Origin of the sequence: Candidatus Defluviibacterium haderslevense (genome assembly GCA_016712225.1) — a bacterium.
In the GTDB taxonomy this organism is placed as follows: domain Bacteria; phylum Bacteroidota; class Bacteroidia; order Chitinophagales; family Saprospiraceae; genus Vicinibacter; species Vicinibacter haderslevensis.
In genome coordinates, this window is sequence record JADJRL010000003.1 from 2104459 (window position 1) to 2127252 (window position 22794).

Consider the following 22794-nt stretch of genomic DNA (forward strand, 5'->3'; position numbering starts at 1 on the left):
ATTGTAAGATCATATTTTAATCAATTGAGCAATGAGATCTGAATTTATTGTTTTTTAGTTTTATCCATTTCAATAACCATTGGAATTTGTTCCACTTTTAAATTTTTACCAATGATCTTGTGATCTTTATTGAGGACATACAATTCAGGGGTTATGTCAACGAAATATTTGGCATAGATAGATCTGTTGGTGGGGTCAGAAACATTGATCCAATCATGAATTTGATAATCACTGATAAATTTTTTCCATTCATCATCTTTAGCATTAATGGCGATAGCATACACTTCTACACCTTTTGATTTCCATTTTTTATAAAATTCCCTCAGTAAAGGCGTTTCGGCTTGGCAATGTTCACATTTTGTGTCATACATGAATACTATAGTGTAGTCAGATTGGAGTTCATAAATGGATTTTTTATTTCCATTAGGATCCGTGGAGATCACGTCAGGACCTATTTTAAATAAAAGGCTTGCTTCCATTTCCCAGGCTTTTTTCCGAATATCCGCTAGATCTTTTTCGTTATACCAATAAGCTAGTTCTTTGGTAAAGTAAGTATTAATAATATGCACAAAAACGGACTCTCCGCCCATGACGGCAGTCTTTGTGGGTTGATATTTTAACACGATCCAACTACTAATGAATTGGAACATTTCTTTATTGACCATTGATTTTTTGATAATGATATCTGCTTGTCTTATGATTGAATCCGGATGTTGAGGGGTTAACTCGGTAATAAATCGTTTTAATTTATTTACAATCACAGGGGTATACAAAAGGCGAGCATCATTTAGGTCTACATTATCCCAAAACGCACTTCTAAATTGTTCCAGTTGTTGGCTTTTTTCTTCGTCATTTTTTGCTTTTTTGTAAGCGCTTGCGTCGGGATTTTGTCCGGCTAATTTATATTTTGTAAAAAAAAGATTCGGATCATGTTTAGCTAAATCGCTTAAGTGTAATTTCCATGCTGTATTCAAGTTATTATAGACACTATCTATAGATTTTGAAATACCTTCATTATTAGGATGTTGTTCCAACACTTTTTTACAAGAATCCTGAATTTCCTCATGTCTTAATTGTAAGGTCAACGATTGATAGAGTAACTCATTATCCCTGGATCCTTGAATGTGCATATTAAATATCAAATCCTTGGTAGATGTGGTCATTGAAAAATGCTGATCTTTATCTATGATCATATGAAAATTCGTAAAATCCGGAAGTATGACATAGAAATATCCGGGTTTCAAGGGATGAAGTCTTTTGATTTCAAATCGACCCTCATTGCCTGTTATCAAAGTAGAATCTGCAATATAATTTTGATCAGCAAACACGCCAATGATTTTAACTTTTCCTTCCTTCATGCCATCCACTTTAAATTGGATATGGCAGCTATCTGTTTGAGCCATCATGGTCTGGCTAACCAACAAAACCGATAAAATAATAAGCTTTAAGTTCATGATGTAAAAATACTAAGAATACCTACATACTTTAGGTAATTACAATAATCGCCATGTTAATATTTTTATAATTTTACATAAGGGCAATTAAACTTTTTTTTTAAATTCCATAAATTGAAGTAGAACAAACTAATCGATATCCAAAAGTATTTAGTATGAAAAATGAACTACAAAAGACATTTCTGCCTTAACATAGTAATGCAACCTTATTAATTCGTTCAATCCATATTGTAGTCGAGTTTATTTTATTTAATGGGTTTTAAGATTAAAATTCAGCATTTTCAGATTTCAAAGTTAATTCTGTTTTATTTAAATAATGAATCATAACTTTTACCATAGTTTGACATTCAGTACACGTTTAGCACACGTATCTACACCTATTGGGTAGGTTTGATATTCTTTATCTAAAAGTTTAAGTCAGTGTAGTTCTTAAGAAGGAGCCTATTGTATTTTATTACATTTCATTTTTTACAAAGATTAATGATGCGCATGTATACTAGAGCTAATAGTAGTTAACTTAAATTACGCTGTTTCAATATTTGTTGAAAAATGTGTCACTGTTCATACCATTCAATTTACTTGATTTTTTGTCTATTAACACACAACTGAGCCAAATGAACAAATCAAGCTTATTATTGTGTTGGATGGATTTAAGAAATGTGCATTTTCAAGTAATCTATAATCCTGTTCTAAACATTGGAATTTTTTTGCAAAGTTTAATTCGTTTACATTGATTCTCATGAATTGAATCTATCATGGCATATCAATTCGATGTATCTTTTTTCAAAATTTACACTACAATAATGTAACCATAGCTGATATTTTTACGTTATGCTATTAATTTTAATGAATACAATGAAGAAGAATTATAAAAGTGCATTGATTGGTTTAGGCTTATTGTTTATTGTCGGCGCAGGTTTTACTTACGATAAATATTTTGAAATAGCTAAGAATATCGAGATATTCGCTAATGTATATAAAGAAATTAATGCCAATTATGTGGATGAGACGGATCCATCCAAATTAATGAAAGCAGGAATTGATGCCATGTTAAATACCCTCGATCCATTTACCAATTATATTTCAGAAGTTCAAATTGAGAATTATCGTTTGGCTATAGAAGGTAAATACAATGGTATTGGCGCCAGGGCCAAGAAAATTGGTGATTATGTTACTATAACTGAAGTGTATAAGGACTACCCGGCATTTAAAGCAGGTTTGCAGATAGGAGATCAGGTTTTAGCTGTCAATGGTCTGGATGCGAAAGGCAAGGATAGTGAAGATCTGTACCAGATCATGCGGGGAATGCCCAAAAGTGAGGTGCAAGTGACCATCATGAGACCTGGATCCAAAGAAAAGCTAAACTTGAAATTGGTGAGGGATGAAGTCAATATACCTAATGTGCCCTATTCAGGAATGGTCAATGAAAATATTGGGTACATCATTCTCAATACATTCACCGAAAATGCCGGAAAAAACGTTCAGGATGCCTTCAAAAAATTAAAAGCCGAAAATCCTGGTTTAAAGGGAATCATCTTTGATTTGAGAGAGAATGGTGGCGGATTGCTACATGAGGCAGTAAATGTTTGCAATACTTTCTTACCGCAGGGACAATTAATAGCCAGTACGAGAAGTAAGATTAGGGAAACGGATCAAAGTTACAAGACTAATTCCAATGCAGTAGATGAACAAATCCCACTGGTTATCCTAATCAACAAGAATTCAGCCTCTGCATCAGAGATCGTAAGCGGAACCATACAAGATTTGGATAGGGGTGTACTTATAGGTCAGATATCATACGGCAAGGGTTTGGTTCAAAACACCAAAGACGTAGGTTATAACGCTAAGGTTAAATTAACCATTTCTAAGTATTACATTCCATCCGGCCGGTGCATTCAGAGTTCAAAATACGAAAATGGGGTTAAAGTTCATCTCCCGGATTCATTAAGGTCCGCTTTTAAGACACGCAATGGACGGGTCGTATATGATGGAGGTGGTGTAGATCCAGATATAGAAATGAAGGAAGCCGATCATCCTGAGATTGTCCAAAAGATACTAGATCAGAACATGCTGTTTAACTATTGTACGGACTATAGTTTGAAAAATCCTCCACCGGCTGATCCAAAGACTTATCGATTTAATGAGGTAGAAGATTTTATTAATTACCTGAAGAAAAATCAATTTGATGATTTATCTCCCCTGGAATTGAAATTAAAAGAACTGGAAACAGAAGCCCAAAAATCAAAAACTAAGGAATTAGACCAGGAGATAGCAACCATCAAAAAGGATCTTAATGAGAAACAATGGCTAGACATTGAAGAGCATAAGGAATTATTGAGAAATTTAATAGAAGAAGAGTTGACAGGAAGGGTGTTTTATGAAGGAGGACGACTGTTATGTCGACTACAGCACGATCCACTTGTAAAGGAAGCCATTAGTGTGCTTAATAACACAGATCGATACCAATCCATACTAAAAGGATCTAAGAGCAAATAGTCTATGCCTTATTTATTGCACATAGAGACCTCAACCCATGTATGTTCTGTTGCAATATCGGATAATGAACAGATTTTAGGGTGCAAGGAGACATACGATGGCGACCATGTAAAACATTTGAACCCATTGATCAGAGGTGTTTTAGAGGAGACCCAATTGAATATCCAGCAATTATCAGGGGTGTCCATCAGTAATGGCCCGGGATCCTATACCTCATTAAGGGCTGGAATGGCTGCTGCAAAAGGAATTTGTTTTGCATTAGATATTCCTTTATTTCAGATTTCAACACTTGAAGCTTTGCACTATGGAGGTCGGGTAAGGATGGAAATCCCAGAATTGAAGCATTATATACCCATGTTGGATGCCAGAAGGGAAAATGTTTATTTGGGTCTGTACACTAAGCTGGGTGAGATGATGATACAGCCGCAGCTATTTAACATACAGGAGGATATCTTTTCGATGGTCCAAATATTAGCTACAGACACGTTGATTGTTGGAAATGGCGCACAGAAATGGTTTGGCAAGCATCCTGAGACCCAAGCCAGGGTATTAGATATTCAGTGTTCAGCTACTTTTTTAGCCATTCCTGCGTTTAACTTATACAGACAGGGGAGCAGCTCAGATTTAAATAGCTGTATTCCGGATTATATGAAAGATCCAAATATTACCACTCCTAAAGCAAAACAAAGCTAAGTCATTGAACTAAAGTTCACTAGCTTGGAGTTATATATACAACATTTATACATGTGAGGATATATGACAAAAAAATATTTAGGATTTATGAGTTTGGCACATTATTCGCTATTTCTTAATCGTTATTGCACATTTTATTAAATTCTGCGACATGAGGAATAAAAAAAACGAAACGATTACGCTCAAGAAAGGGGGCAAAGACATTCAGCTCGATTATGCCGACTTAAGAAAGGCCGTATTGGTCCTTCGCGCCGTCAACCATAAGTTACGACAAAGGGTCATTGATTTATTAGAAGAAAATGATAAGATGACGGTTACAGACATCTACATTAAATTGAGATTAGAGCAATCTGTCGCATCACAACACCTTGCTATTTTACGCAGAGCTGGCGTAGTGGCAACTGAACGACAAGGTAAGTTCATCTACTATTCACTAGATCGTGACCGTTTGAACCAAATTTCCAAGTTAGTTGAAGAACTAGCAGGTTAATTATTTCTTAAGCCAAACCACCTTATTTTATAGGAAAAACGCTTTACTTTGTATTACTTCGTATAGATGACCACATAACAAATATAAAAAATTTTTAATATTTGTTTGGAAATTCAAAATATCTTTAGATATTTGTGCTGTTAAGGTCAACTACGAAAATCAAAATAAGAAATTCCTGATGAAAAAAACTAAGGTATCGTTTAATGCGGTAAAGCTCGACTATTCGTGTGAGCTTATGAGGGCTTTGGCTCATCCTCTCCGCCTGCAAATTTTGGAATTTATTGACAAACAAGGTGTTGTCAATGTAAACAAGATTTACAATGCACTCAAAATTGAACAATCTGTGACGTCACAGCATTTGAGCATTTTAAAGCTTTCTGGAGTACTCCAGTCAGAAAAAGTAGGTAAATATGTACATTGTAAGATTAATTACGAGGTAGTACATCGTGCGGAGGTTGCAGTTAGAAACTTTTTGGGAAAGAATAAAAAATCAGCTTAAAGAGTATATTTTACTCCACGAGTTCATTTTTTATTGAATTGCTCCTGAATCATTAGATTCAGGAGTTTTTCCCGTTTCAGAATCAGCTTGTATTTCAACATTATTTTCTCTAGTCATTCCCAATTCATGCGAATGATGGCTTCTGTAATTAATAAAGAATAAGCAAATTCCAGAGAAAATCGAAGAATCGGCAATATTAAATACAGGTCTAAAAAATTCAAACGATTCGCCTCCATAAACAGGGACCCATTGAGGGAACGCACCTTCAAACATTGGAAAATAGAGCATATCCACTACACTACCCATTAAAAAGGGTGCATAACCGCCTTCTGGTGGGAAGAGTACTGCCTGACCGCCATGAAAAGGGGAAGCAGAAAATATCATTCCATAAAACGCACTATCTAAAATATTTCCAATCGCTCCAGCTAAAATGAGTGAAAATGAAATGATTAAAGCTACACGATCTTTTGATTTAATCATTTTGTGGAGGAGATAAAATAAAAACCCGACGGCAAGAATTCTAAATACGCTTAAAACTAGTTTTCCGGTGGCTCCACCCAGACTTAGACCAAAGGCCATGCCTTCATTTTCGACAAAATGTATTCTTGCCCAATTGAGACCAAAAAGAAGAAATTCTTCTCCTTGATGCATATGTGTCTTGACCCAAATTTTGGAACTTTGATCAATAATTAAAATCGAAAGTATGATTCCCAGACTTACGAGTAGGTAGATTTTTTGCTTCATCAGGGTTCAAAGGTAGAAAAAAAGCTGATTTGCCGGAAGCTTGTATTCATAAATTTAGATTAACTGAATAGTAATGCTTAGGTTTATCAACACCAGCTATGTGATATTTTCAGCATTGAATTAAACCATTGACCTTGTCATTTAAGTGTAAATATTGAAATGTCAAACAAGAAATTCAATAGCATTTTGTAAAAAAAAGGGTGCATGGTCACAAAATTAGCCTTAATGAATATTCCTTAAATTGTAATGTATTTAAACTATTTTCAATCACTAAGTATTAAATAAAAGAAATAATTTAAATTTTTAAAAATTGTATTTTAATGCTCAACTATTGCAACTCTTTGTCACATTTTAAGTTAATGAAAAACATATTTAGTATTTATATTTTAATCATGATATTAGATTGATCTATCATTGTTTTAATGAGTTGAAATTTGTAAAACTAATGATAAACTTTAACAAGCTTGATCATTTGTTAACATCAAGTAATAAAGATTTATTTAGAATGGATTTAAATCAGAAGTTAGTCCTAATTTAGAATTATCTTTACCTTATAAATTTACCAAACTTATGTCTACAGCACCTTTCTGTCATTTACATTGCCATACCCAATATTCATTGCTTGATGGCGCTACTGATATTTCTTCTATGATGGCAAAGGCAAAAGCAGATCACATGACCGCTGTAGCAATGACAGACCATGGAAATATGTTTGGTTGTTTTAGTTTTGTAAAAGAAGCCAAAAGTAAAGGCTTGAAACCCATTTTGGGTTGTGAATTTTATATGGTTAAAGATCGCCATAAACAGTCATTTCTCAAATCAGGTGGCGAAAAAGATGAGCGATTTCACCAACTGCTACTGGCTAAAAATCAAGAAGGTTATGAGAATTTGTCTAGGTTGTGTTCGTTGGGATTTATCGAAGGACTATATGGAAAATTTCCACGAATTGATAAGGAGCTTTTATTAAAATATCATAAAGGATTAATAGCAACTAGTTGTTGCATCGGTGCAGAAATTCCCCAAGCTATCATCAAAGGAAAATTAGATGAAGCCGAGAATTTATTGAAGTGGTGGTTGGATTTATTAGGTGAAGATTTCTACATAGAAATTCAAAGACAAGGAGGAAATAATGATTTGGATGACATGGGGATTAGTCAAGAACAAGTTAACCAGCACTTACTTCGCCTGGCTAAGAAATATAATGTAAAAGTAATTGCAACCAATGATGTTCATTATCTTGAAGAAGAAGATTCAGTGCCTCATGACATACTATTATGTGTGAATACGAATTCATTTGTTGAAGAAAAAAATAGATTTAAATTTTCGAGTTCAGAATATTTTTTTAAAACATCTGCACAAATGCAAGAACGATTTGCAGATGTTCCTGAAGCCATTGCACATACCCTGGAAATTGCAGATAAGTGTTTTGTCCCCAATTTGGAACGCGATATTTTATTACCCGCATTTCCGGTTCCAAAAGAATTTAGCGATCAAACCACGTACTTAAGACATTTGGTTTATGAAGGCGCTAAAGTGAGATATGGAATGATTGATGATAAACTTCGTTCAAGATTGGATTTCGAATTGGAGGTTATACTTAAAATGGGGTTTGCTGGTTATTTTTTGATTGTACAAGATTTTATTTTGGCAGCAAGAAAACTGGGCGTAAGTGTGGGCCCCGGACGGGGATCTGCTGCAGGATCTGCGGTAGCTTTTTGTTTAACCATAACGGATATCGATCCCATAAAATATAATTTGCTTTTTGAGCGGTTTTTGAATCCGGAACGTATCAGTATGCCCGATATAGATATTGATTTTGATGATAAGGGAAGAGATAAAGTCTTAGATTATGTTGTTAAAAAATATGGGCATAATCAGGTAGCTCAGATTGTAACTTTCGGAACCATGGCAGCTAAATCTTCCATAAGGGATGTGGCCCGGGTTAAACAATTGGATCTTGCTTCAGCAGGTAGATTGGCCAAATTAGTACCTGCGAAACCCGGCATTTATTTAAAAAATTTATTGGATCTGGAACAAAATATATCTGATGATTTAAGTCCAGAAGAAAAGGGAAACGTTCAGGAATTGAGACGTGTATTGCAGACTCCAGGATTGGAATCTGAAGTATTGATTACCGCAAAAAAATTAGAAGGGTCTGTACGAAATACGGGGGTTCATGCAGCAGGTGTTATTATTGCTCCTGAAGACATTATGAAATACTTACCTGTGAGTACTGCAAAGGATACGGACCTATGGGTAACACAAGTAGAAGGTAGCGTTATAGAGTATACCGGTATGTTAAAAATGGACTTTCTCGGACTGACCACATTAACAATTATAACGGATACGATAAATAATATTGTCAAGAGACATGGTGAAGCAGCGCGGATTCAACTTAAAGATATTCCATTGGATGATGAAAAGACATTAGAACTTTTCCAATTGGGGAATACGGTTGGTATATTCCAATTTGAATCTGATGGAATGCGAGGACATTTAAAGAATTTGAGACCGACAGGGATAGAAGACATTATTGCAATGAATGCTTTGTTTCGTCCCGGGCCTATGGAATACATTGAAGATTTTATTGAGAAGCGACACCATAGAAGACCTGTTGTATATCCCCATGTCTGGATGGAAGATATATTAAAGCCCACATATGGCATTATGGTTTATCAGGAACAAATCATGCAGGCTGCTCAAATTATGGCGAATTATAGTTTAGGTGAAGCTGATATTTTAAGACGAGCCATGGGTAAGAAGAAGAAAGAAGAGATGGATAAACAAAGATCTCTATTCACTGAGCGGGCTATGGATAAAGGCATAGAAGAGAATCAGGCTAAGGAAATCTTTGACGTCATGGCCAAATTTGCTTCTTATGGTTTTAACCGATCTCATGCGGCTGCATATTCAGTACTAGCCTTTCAAACGGGATATCTGAAAGCACATTATCCGGCAGAATTTATGGCGGCTGTATTGACTGCAAATAAAAACAATTTAGAGGATTTAAGAAGTTATTTGAATGAATGTAAGATGATGCGGGTTACTGTATTGGGTCCTGATATTAATGAAAGTGAATTGGACTTTACAGTAAATTCAAAAGGGGAAATTCGTTTTGGATTATCAGCATTAAAAGGAATTGGTGAAGGTCCGGTAGAAGATTTGTTGGAGAACAGAACACAGAAGGGACCTTTCGTAGATTTTCTTGATATGGTCAAGCGATTAAGTTCAAAAAGTTTTAATAAAAAAGTAATAGAAAGTTGTGTATACGGTGGTGCCTTTGATCGATTTGAAGGAATGCATAGGGCACAATATTTTGCGCCTTATGATAAATATGAGACTTATATTGAGTTTATGTTGAAGTGGGGATTACAGTATCATCATTCGAATAATAATTCGATGGGTTCATTGTTTGGTGCACTTGAAGAAGAAGAAGTTAAAGCACCATTGGCACCCATTTGTGAGCCCTGGAACATGATACAATTATTGAATTATGAAGTTGAAGTTGCGGGAATTTATTTAAGCGCTCACCCTTTAGATGATTATCGCAGAGAGATCAAATATGGAGCTAGTTGCAGTATTGATCAAATAGATAAATATAAAAAACCGGAACTGCGAAATGTTAAAATAAGATTATGTGGCATTATAACTGAAGTTCAACATAGAACCAATCAAAAAGGTGAGGGATATGGATCATTCACACTGCAGGATTATCATGGTTCGATTACCATGTATTTATATAAAGAGCAATATAGAAATCATAAAAATTTATTAGAAGTAGGAACGACATTGATGGTAGAAGGTACATACGAATTAGATACCTGGAGGCAATCTGATGAATGGAAGTATAGAGTACAGACCATTATGCTATTGTCATCCACATTAGAATATATTACCAAGAAAATGTCTTTATACTTAAACATTGCCCATTTATCCGACGAGACTATTCGACGAATAGATCAAACCTGTAAGAAGAATAAGGGGCATCAGATTTTGAAATTTGTTGTGTTGGATACAGAGCAGGAAATTAGTCTAACGTTCGTAGGATTGAAGAAAAAAGTCAATGTGTGCAATGAATTATTAGCAGACCTTGAAGACATTGGATTGCATTATAAATTGAATTAAAAAACAAACTGTATATACAGTAACATTTAACTGATTATAAAATCAAAAATGCAAATCTATTCTAAGTGATTAGTCATGAATCTACTTGAAAAGAAATTAACAGATTTTTTACGCCACAGTAATCGTCTGATCTAAATATACATCTTGTATGGTATTAAGGATTTCAATACCTTGAGCAAATGGTTTTTGGAAGGCTTTGCGACCAGAAATTAATCCCATTCCTCCTGCTCTTTTATTGATTACTGCTGTGGTTACAGCTTCTTGAAGATCAGTAGCTCCTTTCGACTCTCCACCTGAATTGATCAAACCCGATCTTCCCATATAGCAGTTGATCACTTGATATCGACACAGGTCTATTGGATGATCAGAAGATAATTCTGAATACATTTTAGGGTTTAATTTTCCATACGAAGAGCCACCCATATTTAAGGCTTCATAACCCCGATTAATAGTGGGGAGTTTTTGTTTGATGATATCGGCTTGAATGGTTACTCCAAGGTGATTGGCCTGACCGGTCAAGTCAGCTGAAGTATGATAATCTACACCATCTTTTTTAAATGCTGAATTGCGAATGTAACACCAAAGGACTGTGGTCATTCCTAATTCATGGGCGTAATCAAAAGCTTTGGCTATTTCTACAATTTGCCTACCGCTTTCTTCTGATCCGAAATAAATGGTAGCCCCAACTCCTACTGCTCCCATGTCCCATGCATTTTTAATGGTACCAAAAAGTATTTGGTCCGCCTTATTTGGATAGGTTAATAATTCATTATGATTGACTTTGACGATAAAAGGAATATGATGCGCGTATTTTCGTGCTACTGAGGCAAGCACACCATATGTCGAAGCAACGGCATTACATCCCCCTTCGATAGATAATTTTACTATATTTTCAGGATCAAAATACATAGGATTTGGCGCAAAAGAAGCACCTGCGCTATGCTCAATTCCCTGATCAACTGGAAGTATAGAAACATATCCCGTACCAGCTAATCTCCCGTGATTGATAATGGATTGTATACTTCCGAGTGTTCGAATACTTCTATTGGATGGAATCCAGATTTTATCTACGGAATCCTTTGCCGGTAAATGCAAGTGTGATTTATCGATTGTTTTACACTGGTGATCCAAAAGAAATGATGCCTGATCCCCTAGTAAATTATGTATTTGTTGATTTGCCATTTTTTTTTTAATTATAATAATTATAATTCAGAAAAGCCTGAAGTAGGTAAGATAGTTTCAAAGTATTAACGAAAATTTTATTTTTTTCTTTCAATAACTACAACACCATCTGCCATAAATTTCATTTCTTCTTCTGGTTGGGTAATTGCTTCAATTTCAGCACTGGATTTGCCTTCATCTTCTGCATAATGTTTTAATTCATCAACAGAAGTTACTTGTTTGAAGGCTTTTCCCCGAACGATAACTCGACTTGATGATAAGTCTTTAGGTACAAAAAAGCCATAATCAGCAAATTTAACAAAGAGACCTGTTGAATCAGAGGGTGATTGACTAAGCATCATCCAGCATCCTTTCGCCTGGCAAACTCCGGTAACATAGCCATTAACTGCACACATAATTGAGTCATTGGTTTTTAAGGAGGCCAATACATCATTAACACTTAAAGCACCGGATACATCAATAGAATCTCCAAAAACTTCCGGAGTATAAGTAGTATTAGTTAATTCATTGGAAGAAGCAATTTCTTTGTTATTTTGTTTGCAGCTTATGGTCAATAATAGAAGGAAGGCTAATAAATTGGTTTTCATGAATAATTGTTTTGTTTTAGCAAAGATATAGCTACTCAAACATATAATAAAATGATCTTTAGTGTTGTTTAATAGATATCGTTTTCGGAACAAAATCCAATCCATCATCGAATTAGAACATGACTGGATTTTCTGATTAATTGGTATTCATTTTTAGGAAAAAAAATATCCAAGGATAAAGATACTTTTACCATCTTTTTACAAAAAAACTTAAATATGCACAAACTGCTTAGTTTAATATTTATAGTATTGATAATGAGTGAATTATCAGGTCAAAATTGTGTCCGGGGCAATTGCGTTAATGGATTCGGAACCATTACATTTAGCAATAATGCCCGCTATACAGGTGAATTTAGAGGTGGTAAAATGGAAGGTCGTGGCCTTTTTTATTATTCTAACGGAAACAAATATATTGGGCAATGGAAAGGCGGATTAAGACATGGGGAAGGCAAACTTGTTAAAAAAGATGGAAATATCTACACAGGTAATTTTATCAATGATAAAATTCAAGGACAAGGAACTATGAACTATAGTTCCGGTGACCGGTATGTTGGGCAATGGAATAAGGAACAAGTGAATGGTAAAGGAAACTACTATTTTAAAAATGGAGATCGGTATGAAGGAAACTTTCTGAACGGTCAATTTGAGGGAGAAGGTAGTTTTTTCTATTCTGATGGTTCAAACTACAAAGGTTCATGGAAGGCTTCTCAACGTTCGGGGTATGGAGAATACAATGATGGCAAGGGTAAGACTTATTCAGGCCAATGGCTAGCAGACAAGGCAGTTAAAGTTATCGTTGACGATTTAGCTGATTTGGAAGAGGAGGAAGTAAAGGATACTGTTGTAACCAAACCAGTTGTTAAAGAAGAAGGAAAGGTAAATGTTGTCCAGGTCTGCGATGAAAAATTACCTAATTGCAATACCAGTTTTTGTAGATCAGGTCGCGGTATTCTAGATTATGCTGACGGCTCAAAATATGTTGGAGAATTTGTTAATGGCGATCCAAAAGGAAAAGGAATTTGTTATTATGCAAATGGTGATCGTTACGAAGGATATTGGGACAACCACGCTCCTCATGGCGAGGGAACCATGTTTTTTAAATCCGGATTGGTATATGGTGCTATGTGGAATCATGGTCAATCCACAAAACAATTATTAAGTAAACAGGAATTTGTCTTTAATGATAAAATCCAGGTTGATAAAAATAAAGAAGTTAAGATTTGGAGTGTCATCGTAGGTATTTCAAAATACGAGCATATGCCTTCCTTAAAATATGCGGATGATGATGCCTATAGAATCTATGCTTTTCTAAAAAGCCCTGAAGGTGGTGCATTACCGGACAATCAAATTAAAATATTGGTCGATGAGGATGCTACACGAAACAATATTCTAAAAGCGATGAATGATTTGTTTATGCGGGCTGATGAGAATGATGTGGTTATGTTATACTACAGCGGTCATGGATTGGAAGGTACTTTTATTCCGATAGATTATGACGGATTTGATCATGCTTTACAACATGATGAAGTAAAAGAAATGTTTAATAAAAGTAAGGCCAAACACAAGGTTTGTTATGCAGATGCATGTCATTCTGGTAGTTTGTTAGCTGCAAAAAGCCCATTTTCTTCCTCATTGATGTATTTCTATGAAGATCTGGACAAAGCTAGTGGTGGCACTGCATTTATGATGTCATCAAAAAGCAAGGAATACAGCTTGGAAGATGGTGGTTTGAGGCAAGGTATTTTTTCTCATTTTTTAATTAGAGGTTTAAAAGGTGAAGCTGATAAAGATCATAATTTGACCATTACCATATCGGAATTATTTAATTATGTTTATTCAAACGTCAGAGATTATACAGGACAGGCGCAAACACCTTTAATTGCAGGTGATTATAATGAGCAAATGCCAGTTGGCTTTTGCAGAGTTGAAAAATAATATCAAAAAAGGGTAGTATAATCGGGTATTTTAGAATTTTTATACCTGAAAAGTAAATTTGGATCGGGATTTGAGAGGTTAAAATTAAGATGAAGGCAATCATTCCTGTTGCAGGTGCTGGGACAAAGCTTAGACCATTTACTTTTACCCAACCTAAACCATTGATTCCAGTGGCTGGCAAGCCTATTATTGCATTTATATTGGATCAAATGATTCAATCCGGTGTAACAGAATTTATTTTTGTAATAGGTTATCTTGGAGATAAAATCAAAATCTATTTAGACGAACACTATCCTCATATTCACAAGGAGTATGTAGTACAGGGAGAAAGAATGGGATTAGGACATGCTATCTATACCTGTCAATTTTTAATTCAAGACTCTGAGGAAGTATTAATTCAATTAGGAGATACGATCCTTGACCTTGATTTCAAAGTGTTTATGAATTCCAGGAAGAATACTCTGGCAGTTCGGAAAGTCAGTGATCCAAGAGCGTTCGGGGTTGTAGAATTGGATGATCAAGGATTGGTTAAAAGATTGGTTGAAAAACCACAAATTCCAAAATCTAATTTAGCTATAGTAGGCTTATATAAGATCTGTGATTTTAGTCAATTGATCAAAGCATTACAGTACAATATTGACCATAATTTTAAAACCAGAGGAGAATTTCACTTAACGGATGGGTTGATGAGAATGTTGGAATGGGGAAATCATTTTGAAGTGATGGAAGTGAAGAATTGGTTTGATTGTGGAAAGAAGGATATCCTTCTGGAGACGAATGCGACAATGTTAGAAAGGCAAACTCAAAATCCAGTCCATCATAATGCGGAACATTCGATAATTATAGAACCTTGCCATATTGGAAAAAATTGTCAAATCAAGCATTCGATCATTGGTCCCTATGTGACTTTGGGAGATGATACACAAATTGATAATGCCATTATTAAGAATGCTATAATTGGAAATTTTACTATTCTTGATAATGTAGTTATTCAGAATTCGATTATTGGAAATGATGCCATTATAAAGGGCAGGTATCAAAGTTTTAATATTGGAGACAATACTGAAATTGATATGGTATAAATAATCTCTATTTATATAATTTCAAATGCAACTTGATAATAATTATTTACAGCTCCAATTAATTGGGTCTTCAAATAAAAACTATCCTGAATCATTTTAAAAGCAAAAAATTCATGATTCGGAACATTAAATTCATCAAATAGAAGTATATCCCCTTTTTTTAAATAGGGATATAACATAGCCATGGAATACAGTGTTGAGCTAAATAAATCGGCATCAAAATGAATGATTTTTTGTTTGCTTAATTCCGACTTATGTTGTTCTATAAATACAGGTAAGGTATCCTGAAATAGACCTTTATAAAAAGCAACTCTGGAATCATTTAATTCAGGGATAACAGCATGCATTTCTCCTTTATCATAATACATTCCCCATTGTTCCGGTAAGCCTTCAAAAGTATCAAATCCAAATAGACGGGTATCTGCGTTTTTTAAATGACTGGCCCACCATTTAAATGAATGACCTTCAAACACGCCCAATTCAATATAACACAGATTAACATCTGTTAAGGATTTTGAGCTAGCAATGTATTCAAATAATTGAAGGCGTTTGTTGTAATTTCTTGTTAAAGTAAAAAAGTCATTAAAAGGAATTTTTGAATGTTGAGTAGCCGCCCATTTAGAAAGAGCTAAGGTATTTGATAAAAACAATAGTGGTTTTTGTAAAAATCCAAACAAAACATGTGGTCGAAAAAGAATGGTGAATCCTTTGAGTATCGCATTTAATTTGATAATAAAAAATTTCATGTTGAATCGGTATAATGTGGTTTTGGACTGGTTTATGAAAGGGAGTCACTAATAAGCGCGAACATCATTTTTTTCCATATAATTGATAAATGCTGTATTTACTATTTTATTTCCCCCTTGTGTAGGATAATGTCCAGAAAAATACCAGTCACCTTTGTGATTTGGACATGCTTTATGTAATCCTTCCAAAGTTTGAAAAATAATTTCAACATCTATATTCAGATCTTTTGGTTTTAGCATTTGACCAATTTTTAAATTAATTTCATCATAAGTAAATAGATCATATAATGCTATTAATTCATTTTTCATTAATTCTATGGGTGCATCTACTTGTGCCAAACACTTTTCATAAGTTTCTTCAAGTAAATGATCGTTATTGGTATCATGAAGTAATTCAACCATTGCTTTAAAGGCAATGAATTTACCCAGTTGTGACATATCAATACCATAACAATCAGGATACCTGATTTGAGGGGCTGAAGATAAGATGATAATTTTTTTAGGATTCAGAGTAGAAAGAATTCTAACAATACTATCTCTTAGTGTTGTACCCCGAACGACCGAATCATCCAGAACAACAAGCGTATCGATATGATCATTGACGATGCCGTAAGTAACATCATAAACATGTGAAACCAAACTGCCTCTAATTTGATCATTGGCAATAAAAGTTCTCATTTTATCATCTTTTACCACGAGTTTTTCAATTCGTGGTTTTACAGATAATATCCTTGTAATTTCTTCAAATGAAGCATTGGGATTGAGATTTTTAATTTTGTTGGCCTTTTGTTCGTTAAGGTATTCATGCAATCTTTCAGTCAAGCCATAAAAAGCAGTTTCTGATGTATTTGGAATAAAAGAGAATACGGTGTTTTCAAAATCACCCTGGATGGCTTTAATAACGCTTGGAACCAATTGTCTTCCCAGGTTTTTTCTTTCCTGATAAATATCAAAATCATTACCACGAGAAAAATAAATACGTTCAAAAGAGCAGGACAATTTTTCTTTTGGTTCGAGGCATAGTTCTTCAGAGACTTTGCCATGATGTTTAATAATTAAGGCATTGCCCGGCTTAATTTCTCTGATATCTTCAAGATCTAAATTAAAAGCGGTTTGAAGCGCAGGTCTTTCAGAAGCCATGGCTACGATCTCATCATCATAATAATAGAAAGCTGGTCTAATGCCATTGGGATCTCTTAAAATGAAGGCATCACCATGACCTATCATTCCTGCCATTACATATCCACCATCAAATTTCTTAGCCGCTTTTTTAAGCACCCGACTGATATCTAAATGATCAAAAATCAAGGGATTGATTTCAAGCTGATTAAAACCTTCGGGTTTGTACCAATTAAAAAGATGCTGGACCTCTTCATCCAGAAAGTGCCCTATTTTTTCAAGAACGGTTATGGTATCAGATTTAAGTTTAGGATATTGACCCAGACTTACCAGTTTATCGAAAAGCTCTTCGATATTGGTTAAATTGAAATTCCCTGCTAAAACTAAATTACGGCTTATCCAATTGTTTTCGCGGATGAAAGGGTGGACGGTTTCAATGCTGTTGTCCCCATGAGTCCCATAGCGCAAGTGACCTAATAATACCTCTCCTGTGAATGGTTTATTATTTTTAAGCCAGGTTGGATCATTGAGTTGGTCTGAATCCAGATCTTTAAAATGAGAGTAAACGCCATCAAAGAGCGCTTGTAGATAATTAGGAGCATTACTTCTTCGTCTGGATATATATTTTTCGCCTGGTGTTATATTTAATTTTATGGTAGCCATACCAGCACCATCCTGACCCCTATTGCGTTGTTTTTGCATCAGGAGCTGGAGTTTTTGTAAGCCATAGAAAGCACTACCGTACTTTTCATGGTAATAATCAAGTGGTTTTAATAATCTAATAAATGCTAAACCGCACTCGTGCTGTATCTGGTCGCTCATGGTTTAAAAGCTAGTTACAAAGATAAATGAATCATTTCATCCAACAAAATCATATAGAGAAGACTTTTTAACGTGGAATTGTTTAATAATTATCAGGTTAAAACGTATTTAATAGGCATACTTGAACAATTTTTAAAAATAAGCGTATCTAATGAATCTGAACATGTCAATTGAAATTACCTTTGTTCGGGGAAGTTATATAGCGCTATAGTGTTATTAAATGAACTAAAATTGAAATTTGAGCATAGATTTAATGCTTTGAATAACCCAAATTTATTTTCTTTAAAAATATTGATTTAGTACAAAATGGCTGATTTAATCAAACTTTTGCCAGATGGAGTTGTGAACCAGATTGCTGCGGGTGAAGTTATTCAAAGACCAGCTTCTGTAGTCAAAGAGTTAATGGATAATGCCATTGACTCCGGTGCATCTGAAATTAAATTAGTGGTTAAGGATGCTGGTAAATCAATGATTCAAATTTCTGACAATGGTTGTGGAATGTCTGTTACTGATGTAAGAATGTCATTCGAACGACACGCCACTTCAAAGATTAGACAAGCATCAGATCTATTTGATATACAAACTATGGGTTTCAGGGGTGAAGCTCTGGCATCGATTGCTTCTGTGGCTCAAGTGGACATGCGTTCCAAGCGACATAGTGATACTATAGGAACCAAAATAGTAGTCGCAGATTCAAAGGTAAAGTCCCAAGAACCTTGTGCTTGTCCATCCGGAACTCAAATTCAAGTTCAACATCTATTTTATAATGTACCGGCTCGGAGGAAATTTCTTAAATCGGATACGGTAGAGTTAAGACATATTCATGATGAATTTATAAATCAGGCCATTGCCCATCCTGAAATAAAGTTTATTTTTATTCAACAGGAGAATGAAATTTATCATCTAACACCGGGTAGTTTAAAAAATAGAATTGTTTCCATATTTGGGAAAAAATATCAGGAAGAATTAATACCATTAGAACAAGACACTGATGTTGTGCGAATATCTGGGTTTATAGGTAAGCCTGGTATCGCTAAGAAAGTCAGAGGTGAACAACTATTATTTGTAAATAGACGATTTATTAAAAGTCCCTATTTAAATCACGCGGTGATATCATCTTACCAAGAAATCATTGACCCACATTATTTCCCTTTTTTTATACTTTTTTTAAATTTAGATCCCACAAAAATTGATATTAATGTTCATCCCACAAAACACGAAATAAAATTTGATGATGAACGAGTTGTTTATAATTTTTTAAGAATATCTGTTAAATATGCCTTAGGTTCCCACACCATTTCACCACAACTTGATTTTGAAAATGCCAATCCAGGCATAGATAATATGTTTCAATCTAATCCTACCCATTCCAAGCAAATACAGGGTTCAATTTATGAAAAGCCAATGAATATGGCACATTGGAAACAACTAACAATGCCTGAGGTGTCAAGAAATATAATTGAACAAAGGGAGTCAACATTATTTAACCCAAGCAATAGGGAAGTAGAAAACCAGGAATTTTTGAATGATGCTGTTGAAACCGAAGATCATCATCCAATCCAGATCCATCAAAAATACATACTCATTCAAACTCGTAAAGGGATCATGTTTATTGACCAGCAATCAGCGCATGAACGAGTTTTATATGAATATTATAAAAAAGCCATAGGAGATCTTCCTCAAATAACTCAAAGGTTGTTATTTCCTCAAACACTACACCTGAACACACAAGATGCTATGTTGCTCAAACCACTTTTATCATCTTTTCATCAATTGGGTTTTGAAATAGAAGAATTTGGATCAGATTCATTTATCATACATGGTATGCCTATGTTATTGGATGGAAAATTTAACGAAACTGAATTTATACATCAAGTTTTAGATCAGTACAAATTGAATTTAGAATTTCAATTGGGTGTGAATGAAAATATTTCGAGATCATTAGCCAAAAGCAGTTGCATAAAGGTTGGTAAAACTTTAACTGAATTAGAAATGAAGACCCTGATTGAGCAACTTTTTGAATGTGAAAATCCATACAAAAGTGCCAACGGAAAGACATGTTTTTATATATTAACGATGGACGAATTAGCTAAAAAATTAAATTAAAAAATGAATGATACCAATTACTGAAGCTGTAAAACACTTATTGATCATCAACATACTTATGTTTCTCGGAACAAATACATTTATGGGGGATGAACAAAGATTAATTTTAGCATTGTTTTCTCCTGAAAGTGTTTTTTTTAGGCCTTGGCAAATTGTAACACATATGTTTATGCATGGAAACTTTGAGCACCTAATGTTTAATATGTTAGCCTTGTTTTTTATTGGACCAATGATGGAAAACTATCTGGGAACCAAACGTTTTTTAAGTTACTTTTTTATATGTGGACTTGGCGGAGCTTTTCTGCACCTGGCGATCAAATGGTATGTTATTCATATTACTGGAGATGACAGTATGGTGAATGTTCCTGCTTTAGGGGCTTCAGGAGCTATCAATGGGTTGTTTATAGGACTGGCCTATTTATTTCCAAATTTAGAAATGTATTTAATGTTTATACCGATTCCAATTAAAGCCAAATACATAGCCTTTTTTGCAATAGCAATAGATTTAATTGGAGGGCTTAGTGGATATCAATCAGGTATTGCACATTTTGCCCATTTAGGTGGTGCGTTATTTGGATTTTTATTTTTAAAATCGTGGAAAAGAAATTGAATTTAAATGTTTTCTGAAATTATAAAAGATGTAAAATATCAGATACGAATAGGAGGGCCATGGGTCAGGATTATTTTATTATGCGCTGCCGTTTTTTTTATAGTTAATATCATCAAATCCTATTTTATTTTTAGTCAACAAGGATTAAATACGAATGAATATCAAACCATTTTAAAGTACATCGTATTATCCTCTTCGATTTGGCATAATTTTATTTTTCCATGGGTATGGATTACTCATTTATTTGTACACGAAGGATTATTTCATTTTATTTGGAATATGGTAGCGTTGTATTGGTTTGGGCTAATAGTTGAAGATTTTATTGGAAGGAGGGCTGCATTAATTATTTTTTTCGAAGGAGGAATTGTTGGTGGAATCTTTTTTTTGTTGTCTTGTCAAGTGATTCCCTGGTACCAAAATCAGGGTTCCCATATTACTGCATATGGAGCATCTGCAGGTATTATGGCCTTACTATTTGCAGCTGCCAAAATTTCACCAAATTATAATATTCGTTTATTACTTATTGGAAATGTTCCTATTAAATATCTTGCCCTAGTATTATTGGTTTTAGATCTTTTGTTTATGAGTCAAGAGAATACAGGGGGGCATATTGCTCATATTGGAGGAGCATTATTTGGATATCTGTATATTTTTTTATTAAGAAAAGGTATTTCATTAGATCCTGGAAAATTAATTGTTCCTAAGTTAAATTCACCTAAGACGTCGACATATCAACAAAAAAAACAACATTCTAAGAAAGTGCCAATAGTTGCCAATGACAATAAAGAAGAAAGGTTGAATCAAATATTAGAAAAAATAAAAAGAGAAGGTATTGAAGTACTTACAGCAGAGGAGAAATATTTTTTAGAAGAAATGAGTAAGCACTAATTATGGTATTTTTTTTAGCGATTAATATTGTGTGGGCCATATGTTGTGTGGTTTTATATTTAGTTGTTGGAGTTGATCCCAGGTCATTTTGGATTTTTTCAATATCCAGTTTATTGGTTCCTGCCAGTTTTTTTATTAATTTAATGTTTGTCATATTTTGGATTTTTTTTAAGTGGCGAAATGCATGGATTTCCTTTATTTTGTTATTATTTTCCTTTAATTATTTGAATAAATTTATTGCGTTTAATGATTCAAACAATCAAGGTAAATGTAAAAGCAGTGCCATTACTGTAATGAGTTATAATGTTTATGGTTTGAAAAACTTAAAGGATACCATAGATCAAAGTCAACTCACCAATAAGCAACAGTTTACTTCATTTTTAAGAAAAACAAATCCTGATGTATTGTGTGTACAAGAGGATAATTTGTTTGCTGATGGTGTGATTAATAAAACAGGACTATTTCCCTATTTTCATTATTTAATTAATCATGGTGCTGCCATTTATTCTAAACACCCGATATTAGATAACGGCCAGGTTGATTTTGGCACAAAAACCAATAGTTGTTTATGGGCGGATTTATTAATAGATGGAAAAAAACTTAGAATATATAGTGTGCATTTGCAGTCGAATCGAATTTCATCAGAAATTGAAAGACTTGCAGATAACGATGTAGAAATAAATGAACAAAATTTAAATGTGATCCGACGGATGATGGTTAAATACCGTAGAATGTCCATTCGTAGAGCGGAGCAAGCCATCCAGGTTAAAAATCATGCAGCGAATTCACCTTTTCCTGTGATTATAGCAGGTGATTTCAACGACACGCCCTATTCATATGCATATGAACAATTGACTGAAAAGAGGAAGGATAGTTTTTTAGAATGTGGAAAGGGCATTGGCAGTACTTTTGTTGGCGCTTTGCCTGGATTAAGGATAGATTTTGTTTTGGCGGACGAGAAGAAGATTGAATTTTGTTTTCATCGCGTTATGCAAACCACCTTTTCAGATCATAATCCTGTATTTACAAGTTTGTATTTAAAATATTGAAAATTATAAGGATTAAAAACATTTAAAGCATCCAATATGGTAATTGAATGCTTTAAATATTGAAATTCGTTATTCAGGGAAAACTTATAGTGTTATTAAGCTGGTCTGGAGCCAGTGTAGGATATTTCATTCATTATTTAACATGTTCAAAGGTAAGTGGGTGCCTG

Annotated in this window: 17 protein-coding genes; 11 read left to right on the top strand and 6 right to left on the bottom strand. The window is 34.3% G+C overall.

Translation table 11 applies throughout. The annotated features are described in order from the left end of the window. Positions 1-44: 44 nt before the first annotated feature. Positions 45-1454, bottom strand: coding sequence for a redoxin domain-containing protein (locus tag IPK88_08470; GenBank protein MBK8243446.1), 1410 nt, complete (start codon positions 1452-1454; stop codon positions 45-47). Between the two features lie 855 nt (positions 1455-2309). On the opposite strand from IPK88_08470, the gene IPK88_08475 reads away from it, so the two are divergent. From IPK88_08475 to IPK88_08490, 4 genes are all read left to right on the top strand, one after another. Beyond that, positions 2310-3950: a S41 family peptidase gene (locus IPK88_08475; GenBank protein MBK8243447.1), complete on the top strand. Its 1641-nt coding sequence runs from the start codon at positions 2310-2312 to the stop codon at positions 3948-3950. 3 nt (positions 3951-3953) lie between these two features. Next, positions 3954-4643 (top strand): tRNA (adenosine(37)-N6)-threonylcarbamoyltransferase complex dimerization subunit type 1 TsaB, encoded by a 690-nt coding sequence (tsaB, locus tag IPK88_08480; GenBank protein ID MBK8243448.1) that lies wholly within the window; start codon positions 3954-3956, stop codon positions 4641-4643. A 151-nt stretch (positions 4644-4794) separates the two neighbouring features. Then, positions 4795-5133 (top strand): helix-turn-helix transcriptional regulator, encoded by a 339-nt coding sequence (locus IPK88_08485; protein MBK8243449.1) that lies wholly within the window; start codon positions 4795-4797, stop codon positions 5131-5133. 178 nt (positions 5134-5311) lie between these two features. After that, complete coding sequence (locus IPK88_08490; GenBank protein ID MBK8243450.1) at positions 5312-5632, top strand: helix-turn-helix transcriptional regulator; 321 nt, start codon at positions 5312-5314, stop codon at positions 5630-5632. A 30-nt stretch (positions 5633-5662) separates the two neighbouring features. Here IPK88_08490 and IPK88_08495 read toward each other — a convergent pair whose 3' ends face one another. Next, a complete protein-coding gene (locus IPK88_08495; protein ID MBK8243451.1) occupies positions 5663-6376 on the bottom strand; it encodes a lipoprotein signal peptidase in 714 nt (237 codons plus the stop codon). Between the two features lie 570 nt (positions 6377-6946). Here IPK88_08495 and dnaE point away from each other — a divergent pair. Next, positions 6947-10501: a DNA polymerase III subunit alpha gene (gene dnaE / locus IPK88_08500; protein ID MBK8243452.1), complete on the top strand. Its 3555-nt coding sequence runs from the start codon at positions 6947-6949 to the stop codon at positions 10499-10501. 108 nt (positions 10502-10609) lie between these two features. On the opposite strand, the gene IPK88_08505 is transcribed toward dnaE, so the two are convergent. Continuing rightward, a complete protein-coding gene (locus IPK88_08505) occupies positions 10610-11683 on the bottom strand; it encodes a class I fructose-bisphosphate aldolase (GenBank protein MBK8243453.1) in 1074 nt (357 codons plus the stop codon). A gap of 77 nt (positions 11684-11760) precedes the next feature. Continuing rightward, complete coding sequence (locus IPK88_08510) at positions 11761-12270, bottom strand: DUF4920 domain-containing protein (protein MBK8243454.1); 510 nt, start codon at positions 12268-12270, stop codon at positions 11761-11763. A gap of 216 nt (positions 12271-12486) precedes the next feature. On the opposite strand from IPK88_08510, the gene IPK88_08515 reads away from it, so the two are divergent. Together IPK88_08515 and IPK88_08520 are read left to right on the top strand one after the other, a co-directional pair. Next, a complete protein-coding gene (locus IPK88_08515; GenBank protein MBK8243455.1) occupies positions 12487-14205 on the top strand; it encodes a caspase family protein in 1719 nt (572 codons plus the stop codon). Between the two features lie 89 nt (positions 14206-14294). Then, on the top strand, positions 14295-15287 hold the full coding sequence (locus tag IPK88_08520) for an NTP transferase domain-containing protein (protein MBK8243456.1): 993 nt from the start codon (positions 14295-14297) through the stop codon (positions 15285-15287). 11 nt (positions 15288-15298) lie between these two features. Here the strand turns inward: IPK88_08520 and IPK88_08525 are convergent, their stop codons facing one another. Further along, positions 15299-16033, bottom strand: coding sequence for a class I SAM-dependent methyltransferase (locus tag IPK88_08525; protein ID MBK8243457.1), 735 nt, complete (start codon positions 16031-16033; stop codon positions 15299-15301). A 48-nt stretch (positions 16034-16081) separates the two neighbouring features. Continuing rightward, positions 16082-17974: an amidophosphoribosyltransferase gene (locus IPK88_08530; GenBank protein MBK8243458.1), complete on the bottom strand. Its 1893-nt coding sequence runs from the start codon at positions 17972-17974 to the stop codon at positions 16082-16084. Between the two features lie 306 nt (positions 17975-18280). Here IPK88_08530 and mutL point away from each other — a divergent pair, with 306 nt between their 5' ends. The 4 genes from mutL to IPK88_08550 are packed head-to-tail and all read left to right on the top strand — an operon-like array spanning position 18281 to position 22627. Next, positions 18281-20080 (top strand): DNA mismatch repair endonuclease MutL, encoded by a 1800-nt coding sequence (gene mutL, locus IPK88_08535; GenBank protein ID MBK8243459.1) that lies wholly within the window; start codon positions 18281-18283, stop codon positions 20078-20080. Positions 20081-20087: 7 nt separating this feature from the next. Beyond that, positions 20088-20690: a rhomboid family intramembrane serine protease gene (locus tag IPK88_08540; GenBank protein MBK8243460.1), complete on the top strand. Its 603-nt coding sequence runs from the start codon at positions 20088-20090 to the stop codon at positions 20688-20690. Positions 20691-20696: 6 nt separating this feature from the next. Beyond that, entirely contained in the window at positions 20697-21578 is an 882-nt protein-coding gene (locus IPK88_08545; GenBank protein ID MBK8243461.1) for a rhomboid family intramembrane serine protease, read from the top strand. A gap of 2 nt (positions 21579-21580) precedes the next feature. Next, positions 21581-22627: an endonuclease/exonuclease/phosphatase family protein gene (locus tag IPK88_08550; protein MBK8243462.1), complete on the top strand. Its 1047-nt coding sequence runs from the start codon at positions 21581-21583 to the stop codon at positions 22625-22627. The last annotated feature ends 167 nt before the right edge of the window (positions 22628-22794 follow it).